Below are 20,209 nucleotides of genomic sequence, written 5' to 3' on the forward strand. Positions count from 1 at the left end.
TTCACTAAGCAACCAAGAGTTTAATAGAGGGCACATTCATTTGATTGAGGTATCAACAGAGTAATGTGGCATACAACGGCTAAATAGCATCCGTCATAATTTATGTTACAAATATCAAGCTTCGCAGGTAAAATTACTGCTCGCCACAGCTATTCGAATCCAACAACTTCGGGCTTTGTCGCAGACAAATTATTAATAATTAGGGATTAAATAGTTCAAACATCTTTAGCTAGACTGAAACATATTGCATATCTGCCTATGGATCAGCGTCATTTTAGTAAGGAGTTTCCATTTTGCGAATGAATCATATGATGAATTACCCTACCGGTTATCCGGCATTACTCAAAAAACTACCTTTTTTCATCTTGACCGCCATCGTCTACGTCGTCGGCATCAATAACGTCAATGCCGCACAGACAACCGCAGCACCTGCGTCTGTCCCAGAAAAAAAATCTAAAAATTTTACCCACGATACTGTAGTCGAACTCGCGCAACAACTGTCGCAAAAGCCATTTAAAGAAGCCAAGAAAGCGCCTAAAGAGCTGATCGATCTTGATTTTGCCACCTATGGCAAAATCAATTATCAAGAAAATGCCGCGATTTGGGGCGGTACACCCACTAAATTTTCGGTACAGCTTTTTGCTCCGGGTTTTCTCTATAAAAACCTTGTCGATATCGACGTGGTCGAAAACAGCAAAGCGATACCGATAGAGCTCACTGAGGCCTCGTTCGATGTGCCCAGTGACGCCATTGAAAAACTCATCACCCAATTAGGTCAATATGCTGGCGTGCGTTTGCATTACCCCATCAATGACGATGAAATGAAAGATGAATTCATCATGTTTCAAGGCGCGAGCTATTTTCGCGTACTGTCTAAAGGCCAAACCTATGGCTTATCTAATCGCGGTTTAGCAATCGATGTCGCCCAACCTAAAGGCGAAGAATATCCATTGTTTAAGCGCTTTTGGGTTGAACGACCATCCAAATACCAAACGGCGATTGTGGTGCATGCCCTGCTAGACAGCCAAAGTGTCACGGGGGCCTATCGTTTTGGTATTTACCCTGGCGCACCATCACGTGTCGAAGTGGATGTAACCCTGTTCCCACGCAAAGATATTCAACATGTTGGCCTTGCGCCGCTGACCTCTATGTTCCTGTTTGGTGGATTAGATAACTCAGATAAACCCGATTACCGCCCTGAAGTACACAACTCAGACGGCTTGCAAATCGATCGCGGTAATGGCGAGCGTCTATGGCGCCCCTTAAATAATCCCAACAAACTGCAAGTCAGCGCCTTTGCCGATGAAGATATTAAAGGTTTTGGTCTGATCCAGCGCCACCGTAAGTTCGAAGACTATCAAGATCTGAGTGCAAACTACCAACTTCGCCCTTCAGCGTGGATTGAGCCACTCAATGATTGGGGCAAGGGTCAGCTGGTGTTGATTGAAATCCCATCGAGTGCAGAAACCAACGACAACATAGTTGCCTATTGGGAGCCGCAAGGCGGCCTGAAAAAAGATCAACCCTATAAATATTCCTATCGTATGACAGCGTCAAACGACAGCCCTTCAATCGCGTCAAAGGCTCGGGTGGTCCGCAGTTCGAAGGGACAAGTGCTCAGCAAGGGTAAAGAGTTACTCGTCGACTTTAGCAATATCAAGCCACAAGATATTGATAAAATTAGTATCGATGCCAGCATCAGCAAAGGCAAAATCCTGTCTACTCGGATTGTTGCTCACCCTGACATCAATGGCGCACGGGTATTTGTCAGCTTCGAACCAGAAAGCACCAATGTAGCGGAACTGAGATTACAGCTTAAGAAAGACGATAAACCCCTCGCAGCGACTTGGTTATACCGCTGGAATAGCGACGATTGGCAATAGGTTTTTGTTTATTAAAACCATTGCCGAACGAACATCAACTAAGCCTATTGCGTAATAAAAAGCTAGAGTTAATTAAAGCGTCAGTATTTACTGGCGCTTTTTTATGCCTAGCGTTTATCGAGAGATTTTATTGATAAGTTTTTCATTCCTAGATTTATCTAAGCATAAATAAGTTAAACCAAAGCAAAAAACTCACGACCTGTTATTTCGCCGAAATAATATCACGGCTTTTGCTCTGAGTTCTCGGCACAAGAAGAGTTAAATCAACATAGCTACTGGCTTGCTTCAAAATGATGCTATCAACTTCAAACACACCGCCGTTACGTGATGCAATGGTTTTCAGCACTCCGTCCCATGACTAGCCCGCAGCAAGAAGCCCTGCTAACTAAGGCAAGCGAGATTAGTCCAACACATTGATGACTATTTCTTATATCGAAAGCGGCACGCCAAGCGTGTTAGTCAAGTTTGGCCTTAAATCTCTCGCGGACAATACTGACTAAATGTGGAAATCCAGATGCATAAAGCCCCAACTTTCGTTGAGGCTTTATGCTATTCATACAGAATAATGGTACCCGAGGCCAGACTTAAGCTTTTATCGGCAGCGGCACGCCAAGCGTGTCAGTCAAGTTTGGCCTTAAATCTCTCGCGGACAATACTGACTGAATGTGGAAATCCAGATGCAAAAAAGCCCCAACTTTCGTTGAGGCTTTATGCTATTCAAACAGAATAATGGTACCCGAGGCCAGACTTAAGCTTTTATCGGCAGCGGCACGCCAAGCGTGTTAGTCAAGTTTGGCCTTAAATCTCTCGCGGACAACACTGACTAAATGTGGAAATCCAGATGCAAAAAAGCCCCAACTTTCGTTGAGGCTTTATGCTATTCATACAGAATAATGGTACCCGAGGCCAGACTTGAACTGGCACGCTGTTACCAGCGAGGGATTTTAAATCCCTTGTGTCTACCGATTCCACCACTCGGGCAAACTCTGAATATTAATGACGGGAATCATGTCAAAAATATTATTAACGCTATATAGCTAACACTTAATACAACAACTAAATCTTTAATAAACTCCTATTAATGCTTAGGACTTTATTTTTACCATTATCATCAAAAATAATGGTACCCGAGGCCAGACTTGAACTGGCACGCTGTTACCAGCGAGGGATTTTAAATCCCTTGTGTCTACCGATTCCACCACTCGGGCAAACTCTGAATATTAACAACGGGAATCGTGTCATTAATACATTAATCTATGGAGGCGCGACCCGGAGTCGAACCGAGATCGACGGATTTGCAATCCGCAGCATAGCCATTCTGCCATCGCGCCATAGTTGCTAACTCTGATTAACCAAAATTAGACTTCAAGAATATTGGAGCGACATATCGGGTTCGAACCGATGACCTATACCTTGGCAAGGTATCGCTCTACCAACTGAGCTAATGTCGCATTGTGTTTTGCTATTGACTCAAATCAACAAGGTATCGTATTTCACCTTAGCAACAGAGCGAATATCACATTTCAATATTCAGTAGCGTTAAGATTTTGTTTTCACATCGTCTCTTGTCTACGGGGTGGCATTCTACCGATTTACTACCCAGTGTCAACCGCTGTTTTATCGATAACTTACTGCTTGCACACTAAATAATCTCTTTGATTTTTTATTGCACTATTCAGCAGTCAGATCTTTCCAAGCGGCTAAAATGTAACTCATCATTGACCAAAACGTTAATACTGCGGCGATATATAGCAGCACAAAAGCGGCATTGGTCATTAAAGGATTGTATTGCCAAATAAGGCCAATAATTGCCACCATTTGCGCGGCAGTTTTATATTTACCAATCCAAGACACGGCGACAGTGCCACGTTTACCTATTTCAGCCATCCATTCTCTCAACGCTGAAATGACAATCTCGCGGCCAATCATAAATAGTGCAGGCATAGTCAACCAGATATTGGCGTATTGATCGACTAACAGCACTAAGGCTGTGATCACCATCAACTTGTCAGCGACTGGATCGAGGAAAGCACCAAAACGGGTTAATTGCTTCAATTTACGGGCAGCATAACCATCTAATGCATCCGTTAACGCCGCGAGCCAAAAGGTAAAGGCGGCAACAAAAGGGGTCCAGTCGTAGGGTAAATAAAACAGCACCACAAAGATGGGCAGTAAAAAAAGCCTGAAAAGAGTTAATGCTATAGGTAAGTTAAACGGCATGATCAAACCAGTTAGTCAAAAGCAGCGCCAATCTTGCCTTAATTTTATCACCCTCGCAATGCATCATGAATGGTTTGTGCCATTTCTATGCTGATCCCTGGTACTTTCACTAATTCCGCCACACTTGCCCCTTTCACTTCTTGCAACCCACCTAAATGCTGTAACAAAGCTTTACGGCGTTTAGGGCCAATTCCTGGAATAGATTCCAATGTGGAAGTATTGCGGGTTTTCTGGCGACGATTACGATGGCCTGTTATCGCGAATCGATGGGACTCATCGCGAATATGTTGAATAAGGTGCAACGCAGGCGAATCACCTTCGAGGGAAAAGCTGGTTTCGGTATCACCTAAGATCAAGGTTTCGAGCCCAGGTTTACGGCCCTCGCCTTTCGCCACCCCAATGAGCTGCGGTGCTTTATCTAAATGGACAAACTTTTCATCCACTATCTTCTGGGCGATACGCAGCTGCCCGAGTCCACCATCGATAAACAGAATGTCAGGGATTTTACCGCCCGCCTCAATCTTATCGAAGCGTCGACTCACCGCTTGCTTCATTGCCGCGTAATCATCGCCCGGTGTAATTCCCTCGATATTATAGCGACGATATTCACCTTTATGCGGCCCTTCCCGATTGAATACCACACAGGAGGCAACTGTGCTCTCCCCCATGGTATGACTGATATCAAAACATTCCATCCGTTGAATAGGCGTACTCAATTCAAGGATTTCTTCGAGTAATACAAAACGCTGCTCGACCGTATTTTTATGGGACAAGCGCGTAACCACGGCATTGGTCGCATTGGTCACGGCTAACCGTAAGAAGCTTGCCCTGTCGGCGCGTACATTGGTCTTAATCGAAAACTTTTTATCTAACGCCTCTGAAATTGCCGCTTCGAGTTCATGTAATTCTTCAAAGTTGTGGCTAATCACCACTTCCTTTGGGATGGTGCGTTGAATATCCGCATTTAAATAAAACTGCAGGATGAAAGAGCGCAGCACTTCGTCCATATCGGTTTGGGCGGGCACGGAAGGATAATAGCTGCGACTACCAAAGATTTTACCCTCGCGGATAAACAGCAAATGGAAACAGGCGATGCCCGACGAATAATGCACACCGATGACATCCATATCGCCTTTATTATTCGATACTTCCTGTTGTTCGGCGACTTTACGCAACGCCATGATCTGATCGCGAAATCGTGCAGCTTGCTCATAAGCTTGTTGCTCGGCCGCAAGCTCCATTTTGTTAACTAAGGCGCTGATCACTTGCTGATCTTTGCCCTTTAAAAACAGGCTGGCGAGTTTTACTTGCTCATCATAATCAGCATTGCTGACTTTTCCCACGCAGGGTGCGCTACAACGGGAAAGCTGATATTGCAAACAGGGGCGTGAGCGAGACTTGTAGTAAAGGTCGTCACATTGACGAATTGGAAACAGCTTCTGCATTAAATGCAGACTTTCACGTACCGCGCCGCCATTAGGATAAGGGCCAAAATAGTGGCCTTTTTCCCGCTGCGGACCACGATGATAAGCAAGCCTTGGGTGTTCGTGCTGGCTTAACAGTATGTAAGGATAAGATTTGTCATCACGCAATAACACATTGTATTTGGGCATGTATTGCTTGATGTAATCATTTTCAAGCAATAGCGCATCGGTTTCGCTATGGGTCAGCGTCACATCAATATGGTGTATATGCGAGACTAAGGCTTGGGTCTTAACATTGCCTAGATTTTTACGAAAATACGAGCTGAGCCGTTTTTTGAGATCTTTGGCTTTACCCACATAAATGACGTCATTCTTGACGTCATACATGCGATAAACCCCAGCGGAGGTCGAAACTGTACGCAAAAAACTTTGGGCGTTAAATTCATTCGACATCATTTACACCCACGATTTTGCAGACTTAACACAGACAACATAGCAGTATTTAACCTACGCGCTTACTCGACTCAAGTCATCGACCAACACAATTCATTTTCCATTAAAAATGGCCAGCATCTAGCATCTTATAGCGAATAGCTAACCGCGTTAGCTCAACATCACCACTGATCCCCAGTTTGGCAAATAAACGATAGCGGTAACTGTTAACGGTTTTAGGGCTTAAGTTCAGCTGCTCAGAAATATCGTTTACCTTCTCGCCGTTGGTGATCATCAACATGATTTGTAACTCACGTTCAGACAAAGACTTAAACGGGTTTTCATCGGCGGGATTAAACTGGCTCAGCGCCATCTGTTGGGCAATTTCAGGGGATAAATAACGTTGGCCACGAGAGACCTGACGTATCGCTTGCAGTACTTCCGGTGGCGTAGCCCCTTTAGTCAAATAACCCGAAGCGCCAGCCTGCATAACTTTACTTGGAAACGGATCTTCCGTGTGCACAGTCAACACAATTATTTTAGCATGGGGCTGATAACGTAGAATTTTTCGAGTGGCTTCCAGTCCGCCCATTCCTGGCATATTCATGTCCATTAAGATCACATCGGCTTCATTTTGGCGAGCCCACTGCACCGCAGTCTCCCCATCAGGGGCTTCGCCCACCACTTTGATCCCACGTTCATCTTCTAAGATACGGCGGATCCCAGTTCTCACAAGCTCATGATCGTCAACCAAATATATCGAAATCAACTTTATCCACCTTTTACTATTTTCAGCTCGTTCCGTGCGTTAAATAAAGCAACACAGCAAACGGATAACGAGTTCATAAGGCTAATTTAGCCCAACAACCCCATTTCGCAAAGCATAAATTCAACATTGTTAACTAGATGATATTTAAAGAAAGGATTCCAGAATACCATACCAATAAAAAGCGTTTAAAAACGAAGCAATACACAAAGCGCTATCAGCCTAAATGCTTGTTGGATCGGTAGTACAGCGCAAACAAAAAGGCCATCATTACTGATGGCCTGTTTCGTGAATATAGCGTAGGAGCTGCGCTTCAAATCAGGAACCCAAGGGTTCAAACGATATGAATGCAAAATGCCGCTAATTGCTTAGCGGCATTTTGACTAAATATGGCGGAGGAGCAGGGATTTGAACCCTGGGTGAGCTATAAACCCACGCCGGTTTTCAAGACCGGTGCATTAAACCACTCTGCCACCCCTCCGAACGAGCGAGATAATAGCGATCTCTACTGCCACTGTAAACTTAAATTTATACTTAATCGTGTTAATTGGTTATTTCAAATTCAATTTTTGATTAAAAAACGTGTTTCAAAGCAAAAACAGAAAACTTGTGGCTGAGAGTGAGAAACCTTGGTTCAAATTGCACAAACAAAAAAGGCCATCATTACTGATAGCCTGTTTCGTGAATATAGCGGAGGAGCTGAACTTAGAATGAGGACCTTAGTTCAAATTGCACAAACAAAAAAGGCCATCGTTACTGATGGCCTTTCTCGTAAAATATGGCGGAGGAGCAGGGATTTGAACCCTGGGTGGGCTATAAACCCACGCCGGTTTTCAAGACCGGTGCATTAAACCACTCTGCCACCCCTCCTAACGAGCGAGATAATAGCTATCTCCTACTCTGCTGTAAACTCTTAATTTAAAATAGCAATCCACATGGTCAATCTACACCCAATTTGCTTAAAAAATCGCGTAATTCGACTTATTCTTTGAATTTCCGGTCAGTTAAAGCGCCACTAACAAGGCGATCCACTACATAACTTTTTTCAGGATATTAGGCTTAAGCTCGATTAATATTGATTAAACGGTCGGATAGTTTCTGCATTTCAAGACTTAACGCATCGAGTGCGGTCGCATCAAGTGAGTTATCTTCACTAATGCTATTAATCCTCACCGCCAACTCATTGATCTCCTGAGTCACTTGGCTTTGTTGCTGAGCAGCTAAAGCAATTTGCTGGGCTCGCTGCGAAATATCATCGAAACTTTGTACAGTACTCGATAGAGAACTGGCCGCTCCCTCAGCCTCAGCAACTGCGTGGACAGTGCGGGACTCGCCCGTTTGCATCGCTTGTACCGCAAGCCGAGATGCTGATTGCAAAGCATTAATCATGGTACTGATTTCATTAGCGGAATCTTGAGTACGACCAGCAAGAGTTCGTACTTCATCGGCAACAACCGCAAAGCCGCGACCCTGATCCCCCGCCCTTGCCGCTTCTATTGCCGCATTTAACGCTAACAGATTAGTTTGCTCTGAAATCGCCTTGATCACATCCAATACGGCGCCCACTTTCTGGCTATCTTGAGCCAACTGGGATATCACCTTGGTCGCATTGGCGATCTCCCCCGCTAATGCCTCAATCGAAGCATTGCTGGATGCCACTCGAGTTTGCCCTTCTCGCACCACAATTAAAGAAGATTGCGCCGTTGCAGCACAATCGTTAGTGTTATTCGCCACTTCCATCGCGCTTGATGACATTTGTGTTATCGCCGCGGCAAGTTGCGCACTCTCGAGCCGCTGCTGTTCTGCACGTTGGGCTAACCTATGGCTAAGACCACTTAATTGGGTTGCCTCAAACTGAACTTTCTTCGCCTCTTGGGTGATCAAATCTAGCATTGCCCTCAGTGTACCCGCATAGGTATTTACAGCTCGACGCAAAGCGCCAATTTCATCATCCCGCTGAATTTGCAGTTCGACATTGGCGCCCAAATTACCACTCCCAAGGGAAGCAATTTGATCTGTGGTTTCCTCAAGCTGCGCCAACAGTTTTTTACCCGTCAACCAAGCCAAATAAAGTAAAATGGCGAGCAAGGGTAATAAAAACAACAAAATATCAAAGGTCAGTTCACGGGCAAGCCCTGTGACTCGGGTCTTTGGCGTCACAAGACCAATCACCCATCCGGTATCAGGCATCACAAAAAGGCTTACCTCACTCGCCTGATTGAGTCTTCCATCCTTATCTAAACTCACAGAAATTACGTTATTAATTGAGGTTTGTTTGAGCGCAGCTTCAACGGGGGCAAGCCAAGGTAACTGCCCGACGAGATCGGTAAAGCGCAGCATAGTGTCGGACTTATTCGCTTCAGGAAAATGCAAGATATTACCCGCTTGATCTAAAGCAAAAGCATAGCCGTCAGTTACATTGCCATGTTCTGTTAGAAATTTTGCTAAATCATCAAGTTTCAAATCTATTGTTGCGACCCCGGCAAATGTCCCCGTCAGATGATATGGCACACTGCATGTCACCATAGCCACTTTCGTCACGGTATCCTGATAGGCTTCAGACCATAAACACTGGGATACAGAACTCGTGCGTGCACCTGTATACCAAGGATCATTGTGATAGCCAGGGCCAGATTGCGCATTATAGTCATCTGAATAAGCCAGCAAATTATCGCTACCACGGGCCCAGAAAAAACTATGGCGGGTGCTTCCAGCGACAAATTTATCCGGCTCAGGCCAGATCCCGCCGCCAGCGATAGTGAGATCGCCATTGTTATCAATTAGATTAGGTAAGGAATTAAGATAAAGAGCTTGCTCGTGGGGTAGCACTTCTGCAAGGCGTGCAAGGCTTAAAGTAATACCCTCAATGCTGGCAAGCTTAAGTGCGAGTTGCCTCACGATACTGCTACCGGTTTGCTCGATTAACTCTTGACTCGCCGCCACTACTCGAGGTTGCCCCCTCAGTGACATCACACCAAAAACGGCAAGTCCGGTCAGTAAAAGCAGCACTATGCTGCCCATAGTGAGCCGCTGCGAAATACGTGTTGGTAACAACATAGCTTTCTCTACTTAAAATAAGTCACCCAGATGGGAGAATTGCTCGGCCGTATGACCCAAAATTGTCGAGAATCATACGTCGCACCATCCTAGTGCAAATTTTAAAGGCCATAAAAACCATTAAGTTGGCCACGGATTTGAGTGTAGACCATAAATAGAAAGAGCGGACTAAAATGCCGCTAATCAGCCACAGTAACGCAGCTTTGAATGAAAACATGGGATTCAAATTGCATAAACAAAAAAGGCCACCATTGCTGATAGCCTATCTCCTGAATATGGCGCAGGAGCTGCGCTTAGAATGAGGAACCTTGGTTCAAATCACACAAACAAAAAAGGCCATCATTACTGATGGCCTTTCTCGTAAAATATGGCGGAGGAGCAGGGATTTGAACCCTGGGTGGGCTATAAACCCACGCCGGTTTTCAAGACCGGTGCATTAAACCACTCTGCCACCCCTCCTAACGCCGAAAATAATATAAGCATACCGCTAGCTTGTAAACCTCAATTTTTAATTCTCGAATCAAATGCTCAACTTATATCCACTCAGGTGTTTTTTACGGCAAATACATCACCCGTTTTAACGAATAATCGGGCAAACAGACGTAAAAACACCTATACAGTGAGAGACTTGTCGTCTTGGTATGGTAAAATCACTGTAACTTTTCACGGTAAATGCTTATATGAATTCACTCTTGATACCCACGTCTTCACTCGCACCTGAATTTAGCCTGCCAACCCTTTCTGAAACGGATGCTAATCTAAGCGCATTACTCTTAGGGCAAGAGCGCACTGTGGATGCGTTTAAACTCCACCAAGCGGTTGTCGATCAACACTTATATTTAGCCGATTTCCCGAGTATTGACCGCCAGTTAATCATCAAAGCTTGTATCGATAGCCTAGCACCTCTATCCCCTGCGTATTTAGTGGCGACACGTCCGATTGATAAGGCGGTAACATTTCAGTGGCAGTCCGATAAGCCACTGGAAAATCAAGGAAGTATTGCCGAGAAAACCACTCACTATTGCTACCTTAGTGGTAATATTCGCCGCGCTGATTTAGTTGGCCGTATGGTGCAAACTGGGACAACGAGTCAGTATAAAGCTGGCGCCCTAGCCCAATGCCATTATGTATTCATTTGCGCCGAGTCACTGTGGAAACGTGAAGGTTTATGGGAATTAGTGATGCAAATCCTTACCCATAAAGAATATCAAATTAGCAGCAGCCTAAGTCCTATTCCACTGAACTGTAAGATTGTCCTCGTTGGTGCTGGGATGATTTATAGCCAAGTCAGAACAGAGGATTGGCAATTTCAACGTCACTTTACACTACTAGCAGAACTCGCCAGCGAAATCGACTTGGTGCGTTATAAAGAGTCACAATACGTCACATGGCTGCAAGCGGTTGCCCAAAGCGTGGATGTCACGCTTGAACAATCCAGTTTAGCGCCACTCTTTCGTTATAGTGCACGGTTAACCGAACATCAACGTCGTCTCAGTTTGTCTATGCTCGAGTTTGCCCAACTCATGGTGCAAGCAAAAGCCTACCGTGGTAAACAAAGCATCAATGCAAGCAGTATTGAGCACGCGTTAACCCAAGCCAACTATCGGCATAACAGTTCGGAAGAATATTCAGGCCAAAGCTTCGATGACAATTTCATAAATCTGCCAACTTCGGGTGCTATGGTTGGCCAAATCAATGGCTTAACTGTGATTGATGCTATCGATTATAGCTATGGTGAACCTGCGCGGATCACGGCATCGGTTCACTACGGTGATGGTGAAGTAGCCGATATTGAAAGAAAATCTGAACTTGGCGGGAATATACATGCCAAAGGCATGATGATCCTTTCAGCCTGTTTATACCGTATCTTTGGACGAGACGCACCTTTACATCTGAACGCCAATATCGTTTTCGAGCAATCCTATCAAGAAATTGATGGCGATAGTGCATCACTCGCAGAGTACTGTTGTTTGATGTCGGCGATTGCCGAGCAGCCCATTATTCAATCACTGGCGATTACCGGCGCATTGGATCAATTTGGTAATGTGCAAGCGATTGGCGGTATCAACGAGAAGATTGAAGGCTTTTTTAATCTGTGTGAGCGCCGCGGACTTACCGGAGAACAAGGCGTTATTATGCCCAAGTCGAACGTGCTACAGCTAAATCTTAATCCCAAAGTGATTACAGCTGTAGGCAAAGGACTGTTTCATATCTATGCCATTGAGCATATGGATCAGGCTGTAGAGCTATTAATGCAAATGCCCGCGGGTGTTGCCGATGAAGATAATGATTTCCCTCATGATTCATTATACGGCCTCGTACAGGAACGATTAGATAAGCTCGCAGGAAATGGAGAGGAGGAAATCGGTCTAATCACAAGATTGCTCGCAAAATTGGGATTTTTTCGCCGCTAATTAGCTGATCGGAGTTGTTTAGCTTACACGTGTTCGCTAATCTTGGCGGCTCTTATTGCTGGAGTAGTAAAACAATGAATAAAGCAAACAGTTTCAATAAAGAAGAACTCATCGCCTGTGGCCATGGGAAATTATTTGGTCCAAACTCACCTCGTCTACCTGTCGATAACATGCTGATGATAGATAGAATCGTCACTATTAATGATAATGGCGGTGAGTTTGGCAAAGGTGAAATTGTCGCTGAACTCGATATTAATCCAGACTTATGGTTTTTCGACTGCCACTTCATTACCGATCCTGTGATGCCAGGCTGTTTAGGCCTAGACGCCATGTGGCAGCTCGTTGGCTTCTATTTAGGCTGGGAAGGCGCTGAAGGTAAAGGGCGTGCACTAGGTGTCGGTGAAGTGAAGTTTACTGGCCAAGTATTACCTGGCGCGAAGAAAGTCACTTACAAGCTCAATATCAAGCGTACTATTCACCGTAAACTGGTAATGGGCATTGCCGATGCAATTCTTGAAGTGGATGGCCGTCAGATCTACAGTGCAACCGATCTTAAAGTCGGTGTCTTTAGCGATACCTCTACATTCTAATCCGCCTTACTCCAAAACACGAAGATATAAGTACTGCAGATATAAAAATGCCCTCATCTGAGGGCAATATGCTGCATTACTTTACTTATTCTGGGCTATTTAATTAATGAGGTAAAACTCAATTATTTATTAAATAGCCCATTAACTCGGCCATCCACACCTTCACGCCAACCACCTAACCACTGCGATCGCGAATCAAGATTTGCATATGGACAGAGCTCCTTAGAGCGTCCACCAACCCCAGCTTGGAATCCTTTTGAAAAAGCTCTGTCTAAACGATCTCGTTTTTGTCTTTTCATGCAAGCGTCCTCTGTTCTACATAAAATAGAAGCAAAAGCTTCACACATAGGAATAGTGCTTTTTGACGCCAAGATCAATCAAAAAATCGTCCATTTTATCGACTATTTATTAAACTATTGAGATCATGATTAAAAAAAAATCGAGGCATTTTACCTCGATTTTTTAAGTCTGAATTGAAGCTTAAAACTTAACGAATTCGACGACGGAACCACACTAATGGCAAGGCAAATAACCAAGCTAGGGTTGCTGCACCTTGACGTTCGTAATTGCCAGTATCAGTGTTGTCATCAACAGTACAAGCTTCACCGCTAGAGGCCGGTTTTAACACGACCATACGCGGAACATATGCTGTAACAGGATCACCATTACCATTAAGTTCAAATAATGGCATTCCATTTTCACCGATAACTACATTGCCATTAGCATCAAATTGATAAGAAGGTTTACGAATGAAAGCTGTACCAACAATCGCACCATTCTCATTAATACTTGTACCTTCAACAACTAAAATATCGGCGTTATATTGAAGCACTTTACCCGAGCCATCTTGAACTTCGACTTGATGACGTGCCCAACTACCATCGCTGGCTTTTTCATAGCCTTTAGATTCGCAGGTCAACAACTTATTAAGATTGCTAAACTCACCAGTTGATTTCTCATACAGGAAACCAGCTTTAGGACGGGGTTTTTCTTTATCGTATGTTGTCTCAATATAACCTACAACTTGGCCTTTATTGTTGATACTCTTCGGTTTACTCGAAAGATCCGTTGTAGAAGCGGCGAAATCATTCGGGGTTACTATTGTTGCATCAGCTTGATTCGTATCAAAATAGAAAAACTTGTCGCGCAAATAACCTTGAATATAGCTGCGATAACTACCGACAAGAATACCACTATCGTTGATGTCATAGGCAATAGAGCTAGAAATCGAATCGACCATAGGGATCCAATGGTATTGGTATTTACCTTCAGTATCTTTAGCCCAATAAGCTGCATCTTGACGCAAATTATTGGTGTCACCACCACGATAAACATGTGAGCGACCCACTACGACACCATTATCATTCAAACCCAATGCTTGAGCGGTAAAGGTCAAGGTATTGTCAGTCGCAGGCGTTAGGCCTAAAGGTAACTCAGTGCCTATAGCAACATTGTTGTCGATTTGCCATACATAGCCACGAGTCTGATACTGAATATTACGTGTACCAGTACTATTTGGGTATTGCTCGCGTTGTACGCAAACATCCAACGGCAAAGTATTATCTGTACCTAAACAATAATTGACACGATCGCTACCATATTTACTGATATCGGTACTAACATAACCCGCTACTAAATTATTGTTATTAATGGCTGTTGCCGCCGACCATCCACCTAACTCAGCTGTTTTAGTATTGTCAGCATTAACAAATTTAGTATAAGGCGGCGGTAAAGAAATTTCTGTTTGGCCGGATTTCGCGACACCGCGGAACTCATAATCACGGTAATACCAGTAATCATCTGTTACATCAGTAGTTGCTGTATTCTCTGTTTTCTTTTCAGGTGCAGTCATGCTGCCCACTTTGATACCTGCATCATTAATACCGTAATAAAAGGTATCAACTGAATTAATCACAGCCGTATCACTTGGCGGTTTAGTGCCATTAATGCTGTCAAAGGTAGGTAACCAAGGGTTAGATGTTTCGTCATTTTCCTTAGCAACAAAGGCAAAGTTGTTAGCAATGATGGCTTTATCTATCGAATACGTAATAGTTTCTTCTGGCGCGATACCATCGGCAACATCAATAACGCCACCTTCAACATCTGAACTGCTGAGTTTTTTCTTGCCCTTTGAAATACCGACTAATTCATCATTGCCATTCACACCTAAGGCATAACCACTACGAGTACCTTCAAGGGTACCTTGCAGATCAAAATTATCGATATTAACGATTTCATAGACAGGTGCAGCATGGGCACTGTTTAATACACCAAGGACACCTAGGGCAACCAAGGAAAGGGCTTTATCCAACTTTGACTTCATTAATTCTATTCCCATTTTTATTATTGGTTTACTTCAGTGACTCAAGCTCTTCCCAACGCTCGAAGCAAACTTCCAATTGCTTTTCTTTATCCGCCAACTGGCTCAATACCAGATTAACTTTATCCTGCGCCTGACTATAAAAGTCTGCATGTCCAATGCTCGTCTGCAATGCGAGAATTTCAGCCTCTAATTGCTCCATCACAGTGGGTAACGACTCTAACTCACGCTGTAACTTATAAGACAGTTTTTTTACCGATTTCGCAGGTTCTGCAGCCTTAACTTCAACCGCTTTCGTTGCAACCGCAGGAGCTTCGACCGCCTTTTGCGAACGAGGTTCCTCAGAATAAAACTTTGCCCCCTGATTCACAGCGTCTTGATAACCACCCACATACTCGCTCCAATGGCCATTACCCGCATACCACCAACTACTGGTGACGGTATTATCGATAAATGCCCTATCATGGCTCACTAACAAAAGTGTGCCTTGATATTCAGTGAGCAGCGACTCTAGCAATTCTAGGGTCTCAATATCAAGATCGTTGGTCGGTTCGTCGAGTATGATTAAATTTGCTGGACGAATTAATAGCTTAGCCAGTAACAGACGGTTTTTTTCACCACCCGACAGCGCTTTCACAGGGGTTCTGGCACGCATAGGTGAGAACAAGAAGTCCTGCAAATAACTTAATATATGGCGGTCTTGGCCATTAATCGTGATGGTTTTTTTACCTTCGCCAACGTTATCTTCAACGGTTTGCTCAGGATCTAAGGCTTCACGATATTGGTCGAAATAAGCGATTTCAAGCTTAGTACCGACTTTAATTTCGCCCGATTGCGGTTGCAGCTTTTCGATTAACAGCTTGATCAAGGTTGATTTTCCACAACCATTCGGGCCAATCAGCGCAATGCGGTCACCGCGGATCACTGTGGTATTAAAGTTTTTAACCAAATTTTTATCGGGCAGATTGAAGTTAAGATCGGTTACATCAAACACTAACTTACCAGAGCGTTCGGTATCCGATACCGCCATCTTAGCATTGCCTTGACGGTTTAACCGCTCACTTCGCTCTTCACGTAGAGCTTTTAGCGCACGCACTCGGCCTTCATTACGGGTTCGTCTAGCTTTAACGCCCTGACGGATCCACACTTCTTCATCGGCGAGACGTTTGTCAAACAAGGCATTTTTTTCAGCTTCAACCCGCAGCCATTCTTGCTTACCATCAAGGTACATTTGATAGTTGCCAGGCCATGAGGTCACGACACCACGGTCTAAATCGACAATTCGCGTCGCCATACGGGCAATAAAGCCCCTATCGTGACTGATAAAGACGATAGCGCCTTGATAATCGAGTAAGAACTTTTCAAGCCACTCAATGGTGTCTATATCTAAATGGTTGGTTGGTTCATCGAGTAACAAGAGATCAGGCTCGCTGACCAGTGCTCTGGCTAACGCCACTTTACGCTGCCAACCACCGGATAACTCGCTCAAGGATTTATCAGGATCGAGTCCTAATAATTCGCAGTTTTGTTGAATGCGCGAATCGAGCTGCCAACCATTATAATGATCTAAGGTTTCTTGCAGACCTTGCATCTCATTCAGCATACGATCCATTTGCTCAGGCGAGGCATGGGCGACATCGTGGGACAGTTGATGATAACGCTCAAGCGCCTCACCCACTTCCTTTAACCCTGCCGCAATATACGCGTATACCGTACCTTGCTCAGCTTTAGGTGGATCTTGCTGTAGACGACTCACGGTCACATTACCAGCGATGTTGAACTCACCTTCGTCCAACAACACATCGCCGGATAAGATTTTTAATAAACTCGACTTGCCAGCTCCGTTACGGCCAACAATACACACGCGCTCGCCGCGTTGAATAGTAAAATCCGCTTTTTGTAACAACGGAGTGTAACCATAGGCTAAAGAGCCACTATTGATACGAACCAGACTCAAACTAAGCTCCTGTAAACTCTTGTAATTGCGTTGCGTTAAATGGCCAATGTAACTCTCTATCATCCCAAGCTTTAAGCACAGGGATCGATACGCCGTAACGCTGCGCGAGGTATTCATCGTCACATATATCTATGACCCGATAACCAATATCAGCCGCGTCCAATAACGCCGCGGCAAGTTCACACAGATGGCAGCCATCTGTGTGATATAGCAGATAAGGCCTGTTATCTAATTCTGCTTGAGTCAACTCAGGCATGGGTGATAAGCCAAGTATTATGGATATGTGGATTGCGTTTGTAGTCCATAGGTAAAGTCACATCATCAATGTTCTTCACATTAATGTTCATCTTTGTCAGCGTCTCTATGTCCATCTTAAACTTACGTTTATTGTTAGAGAACACGAGCTCGCCCGATGGGCTGAGCAGTTTCACTAAGGATGCCAATAAATTCACATGGTCCCGTTGCACATCAAACGAATCTTCCATGCGCTTAGAATTTGAGAAGGTTGGCGGATCAATAAAGATTAAATCGTACTGTTCATTACAATCACGGATCCACTGCATGCAGTCAGATTGAACAAACTCATATTGCTTACCTTGCAGGCCATTGAGGGCAAAGTTGTCCTTCGCCCAAGCGATATAAGTATTGGACATATCAACTGTCGTTACCGACTTAGCACCACCTAGCGCTGCGTGCACAGAAGCAGAACCTGTGTAAGAGAACAAGTTCAGTACGCGGCGACCTTTAGACTTTTGACCGACTAAACGACGTGTCAATCTGTGATCGAGGAACAAACCAGTATCCAAATAACCGGTTAAGTTCAACTTGAACTTAGCGCCATATTCGGTGGTAATAAGCTCTAACTTACGCTCATCCAGCTTTTGATATTGACTCGTGCCCTTTTGACGCTCACGGGTTTTCATGATCATCTTGTTCGGATTGATGCCAATGGCCGATGGCAGTGCTAATAACACATCGCTTAAACGACGTTTAGTCACGGCTTCAGGTATGGTCGCTGGCGCCATATACTCTTGAATAATCACGTAATCTAAATACTTATCTACTGCGACGTTATATTCAGGAATGTCGGCATCGTAAATACGATAGCTGTCGATGCCTTCTTTCTTCGCCCATTTCTCTAATAACTTTGCATTCTTCTTAATGCGGTTAGCAAAAGCAGGGGCGATATCGGCAATGTCGACGCCATCTGGTAGCACTGGCGTATCACGGCGAGTACTGTTGGCATGTAAGGTGTAGATGTTAAAAGCACATTCAAGCGCGCCGTTGAACATCTTCATCTGTTTGTCGGCTTTAAGCTTTAGCGATGACACCAGTTCGATATCACTACACAGCATGGCCACTTTCCAGCCGCCAAACTCTTTCTTAAACTTGTCGCCCAGCTGATAGTAAAGCTGCAATAACTCAGACACATTGCCTAAACGCTCACCATAAGGTGGGTTTGTGATCAAATAGCCGCTTTCCGCAGGCGGCGTTATCGTTAAAGCATCCGCAACTTTAAACTCGATTAACTCCAGTACACCGGCATTTTCGGCGTTACGTTTCGCCAACGCGACTAAACGCGAATCGATATCAGAACCGTAGAATTTAATCTCGCAACGTTTCACGCCTAATGAGGCACGCGCTTTCGCTTCTTCAACGATTTCTTGCCACACGGCTTTATCATGGCGACGCCAATGTTCAAAACCAAAACGGCTACGTTGCAGACCAGGGGCAATATCGGCTGCCATTAACGCCGCTTCAATCAGCACTGTACCGCTACCACAGAAAGGATCGAGCAAGGTCGAAGGCGCCGCTTGCCAGCCACTGCGTACGAGCATGTTAGCGGCTAAGTTTTCCTTCAATGGCGCTTCACCTGTGGTCGAACGATAGCCACGTTGATGAAGCGATGGACCCGAGAAGTTCATCGCAATCGTGATCACGCCATTACGGAAATGCGCATCGACTTTAAATTCAGCATCAACGCGAGACACATTCGGACGCTCAATATCATCGTCGCGGAAACGATCGACAATCGCATCTTTAATCTTCAAGGCGCCAAACTGGGTATTATTAAGAAAACCACCCGTACCATGGAAATCAATACTAAAAGTGCTTTTATTGGAAAAGTGTGCCGGCCAATCGACACAATAGGCTGCATTATAGAGTTGTTCTGCCGACTCGCAGCTTCCTTTATAGATAACCAACACAATGCGGCTGGCTAAGCGTGTCCATAAAGTAATGCGATACGCTAAAGCTAAGGAGGCCGTGAAATACACACCAGCAACACTCTCTTTTACTTCAGTCGCACCAAATTCTGTCAGCTCTTGGGCTAAGCTATATTCAAAGCCCTTAGGGGCGGCGGCAAAAAAATTAAGCATGGGATAATCAGTACGCAGTCAAAATCAAAGCGACATTATACCTGCTCGGATACATAAAAGATAAACAGTTATTAGCCAAAGCCCCATTTAGTCACTGTCTTGGCCTAAGATAATCGACGGAAAATCCCCAACTTATAAGTAAATCGTATGAATGCCGCCCATCCCGCTTTATATTTAAGCGTTCACCACCTTTTTCAATCTTCGTCCTTGCATTGCAAGGGCACTGCCGTTATAGTCTGCCCCGCTTTGAAGACGGACGCGGGATGGAGCAGCATGGTAGCTCGTCGGGCTCATAACCCGAAGGTCGTAGGTTCAAATCCTGCTCCCGCAACCAATTTAAAGCAAAATAGTAAAGTAAAACAGATAGATATCGGACGCGGGATGGAGCAGCATGGTAGCTCGTCGGGCTCATAACCCGAAGGTCGTCGGTTCAAATCCGGCTCCCGCAACCACTTTTTGTATGTGTTTATAAAGAGAAACAGCTTATCGGGCTCAACTTTTTATAAACAACAGGCCAAAGTCGCAGGTTTAAATCCAGCTTCCGAAGCCAATTCTTAGATGACAGAATTCAAACAGTTATTAACAGCAACAATCGGACGCGGGATGGAGCAGCATGGTAGCTCGTCGGGCTCATAACCCGAAGGTCGTCGGTTCAAATCCGGCTCCCGCAACCACTTTTTGTATGTGTTTATAAAGAGAAACAGCTTATCGGGCTCAACCTTTTATAAACAACAGGCGAAAGTCGCAGGTTTAAATCCAGCTTCCGAA

At 44.6% G+C, this 20,209-nt stretch carries 12 protein-coding genes and 10 tRNA genes; 6 read left to right on the forward strand and 16 right to left on the reverse strand.

Annotated features, from left to right (window positions below; all coding sequences use genetic code 11):
• The first annotated feature begins 299 nt into the window (after positions 1 to 299).
• Positions 300 to 1,883 carry a glucan biosynthesis protein G gene (locus Q4Q50_RS15990; protein ID WP_232790820.1) on the forward strand — a complete coding sequence of 528 codons (1,584 nt, stop codon included), beginning with the start codon at positions 300 to 302 and terminating at the stop codon, positions 1,881 to 1,883.
• 894 nt (positions 1,884 to 2,777) lie between these two features.
• Here the strand turns inward: Q4Q50_RS15990 and Q4Q50_RS15995 are convergent.
• The 11 genes from Q4Q50_RS15995 to Q4Q50_RS16045 all read right to left on the reverse strand — a co-directional run bounded on the left by Q4Q50_RS15995 (position 2,778) and on the right by Q4Q50_RS16045 (position 10,241).
• Positions 2,778 to 2,864, reverse strand: a tRNA-Leu gene (locus Q4Q50_RS15995).
• Between the two features lie 140 nt (positions 2,865 to 3,004).
• Positions 3,005 to 3,091, reverse strand: a tRNA-Leu gene (locus Q4Q50_RS16000).
• 49 nt (positions 3,092 to 3,140) lie between these two features.
• Positions 3,141 to 3,214 (reverse strand) — tRNA-Cys (locus Q4Q50_RS16005).
• A gap of 44 nt (positions 3,215 to 3,258) precedes the next feature.
• Positions 3,259 to 3,334: transfer RNA gene (locus Q4Q50_RS16010), tRNA-Gly, on the reverse strand.
• A gap of 220 nt (positions 3,335 to 3,554) precedes the next feature.
• Complete coding sequence (pgsA, locus tag Q4Q50_RS16015) at positions 3,555 to 4,103, reverse strand: CDP-diacylglycerol--glycerol-3-phosphate 3-phosphatidyltransferase (RefSeq protein ID WP_006082068.1); 549 nt, start codon at positions 4,101 to 4,103, stop codon at positions 3,555 to 3,557.
• A gap of 47 nt (positions 4,104 to 4,150) precedes the next feature.
• Complete coding sequence (uvrC, locus tag Q4Q50_RS16020; protein WP_311900182.1) at positions 4,151 to 5,980, reverse strand: excinuclease ABC subunit UvrC; 1,830 nt, start codon at positions 5,978 to 5,980, stop codon at positions 4,151 to 4,153.
• A gap of 103 nt (positions 5,981 to 6,083) precedes the next feature.
• On the reverse strand, positions 6,084 to 6,728 hold the full coding sequence (uvrY, locus tag Q4Q50_RS16025; RefSeq protein ID WP_006082070.1) for a UvrY/SirA/GacA family response regulator transcription factor: 645 nt from the start codon (positions 6,726 to 6,728) through the stop codon (positions 6,084 to 6,086).
• Positions 6,729 to 7,115: 387 nt separating this feature from the next.
• Positions 7,116 to 7,206: transfer RNA gene (locus Q4Q50_RS16030), tRNA-Ser, on the reverse strand.
• Positions 7,207 to 7,504: 298 nt separating this feature from the next.
• Positions 7,505 to 7,595, reverse strand: a tRNA-Ser gene (locus Q4Q50_RS16035).
• A gap of 189 nt (positions 7,596 to 7,784) precedes the next feature.
• Positions 7,785 to 9,782 (reverse strand): methyl-accepting chemotaxis protein, encoded by a 1,998-nt coding sequence (locus Q4Q50_RS16040; RefSeq protein ID WP_311900183.1) that lies wholly within the window; start codon positions 9,780 to 9,782, stop codon positions 7,785 to 7,787.
• A 368-nt stretch (positions 9,783 to 10,150) separates the two neighbouring features.
• Positions 10,151 to 10,241: transfer RNA gene (locus Q4Q50_RS16045), tRNA-Ser, on the reverse strand.
• A 221-nt stretch (positions 10,242 to 10,462) separates the two neighbouring features.
• On the opposite strand from Q4Q50_RS16045, the gene Q4Q50_RS16050 reads away from it, so the two are divergent.
• Both Q4Q50_RS16050 and fabA read left to right on the forward strand, forming a co-directional pair.
• The gene (locus Q4Q50_RS16050; RefSeq protein WP_311900184.1) at positions 10,463 to 12,196 is read left to right on the forward strand and encodes an AAA family ATPase; all 1,734 of its coding nucleotides are present in this window, start codon (positions 10,463 to 10,465) and stop codon (positions 12,194 to 12,196) included.
• Between the two features lie 74 nt (positions 12,197 to 12,270).
• Positions 12,271 to 12,786, forward strand: a complete 516-nt coding sequence (gene fabA / locus Q4Q50_RS16055; protein ID WP_028759638.1) for a bifunctional 3-hydroxydecanoyl-ACP dehydratase/trans-2-decenoyl-ACP isomerase — start codon at positions 12,271 to 12,273, stop codon at positions 12,784 to 12,786.
• A 122-nt stretch (positions 12,787 to 12,908) separates the two neighbouring features.
• On the opposite strand, the gene rmf is transcribed toward fabA, so the two are convergent.
• The 5 genes from rmf to rlmKL form a co-directional block, all read right to left on the reverse strand.
• A complete protein-coding gene (gene rmf, locus Q4Q50_RS16060; protein ID WP_006082074.1) occupies positions 12,909 to 13,085 on the reverse strand; it encodes a ribosome modulation factor in 177 nt (58 codons plus the stop codon).
• Between the two features lie 188 nt (positions 13,086 to 13,273).
• Positions 13,274 to 15,109, reverse strand: coding sequence for a DUF3466 family protein (locus Q4Q50_RS16065; RefSeq protein WP_311900185.1), 1,836 nt, complete (start codon positions 15,107 to 15,109; stop codon positions 13,274 to 13,276).
• Between the two features lie 28 nt (positions 15,110 to 15,137).
• Positions 15,138 to 17,063: an ABC transporter ATP-binding protein gene (locus tag Q4Q50_RS16070; RefSeq protein ID WP_311900187.1), complete on the reverse strand. Its 1,926-nt coding sequence runs from the start codon at positions 17,061 to 17,063 to the stop codon at positions 15,138 to 15,140.
• A 1-nt stretch (position 17,064) separates the two neighbouring features.
• The gene (locus tag Q4Q50_RS16075) at positions 17,065 to 17,319 is read right to left on the reverse strand and encodes a glutaredoxin family protein (protein ID WP_311900188.1); all 255 of its coding nucleotides are present in this window, start codon (positions 17,317 to 17,319) and stop codon (positions 17,065 to 17,067) included.
• Positions 17,312 to 19,441 (reverse strand): bifunctional 23S rRNA (guanine(2069)-N(7))-methyltransferase RlmK/23S rRNA (guanine(2445)-N(2))-methyltransferase RlmL, encoded by a 2,130-nt coding sequence (gene rlmKL / locus Q4Q50_RS16080; RefSeq protein WP_311900190.1) that lies wholly within the window; start codon positions 19,439 to 19,441, stop codon positions 17,312 to 17,314. Before rlmKL ends, Q4Q50_RS16075 begins: the two co-directional genes overlap by 8 nt.
• Positions 19,442 to 19,698: 257 nt before the next feature.
• Between rlmKL and Q4Q50_RS16085 the strand changes: the two genes are divergently transcribed.
• The 3 genes from Q4Q50_RS16085 (at position 19,699) to Q4Q50_RS16095 (ending at position 20,115) form a co-directional block, all read left to right on the forward strand.
• Positions 19,699 to 19,775, forward strand: a tRNA-Met gene (locus Q4Q50_RS16085).
• Positions 19,776 to 19,816: 41 nt separating this feature from the next.
• A tRNA-Met gene (locus Q4Q50_RS16090) sits at positions 19,817 to 19,893 on the forward strand.
• Between the two features lie 145 nt (positions 19,894 to 20,038).
• Positions 20,039 to 20,115, forward strand: a tRNA-Met gene (locus Q4Q50_RS16095).
• The last annotated feature ends 94 nt before the right edge of the window (positions 20,116 to 20,209 follow it).

The sequence above is a fragment of the Shewanella scandinavica genome (assembly GCF_031932065.1).
Taxonomy (GTDB): Bacteria; Pseudomonadota; Gammaproteobacteria; order Enterobacterales; family Shewanellaceae; genus Shewanella; species Shewanella baltica.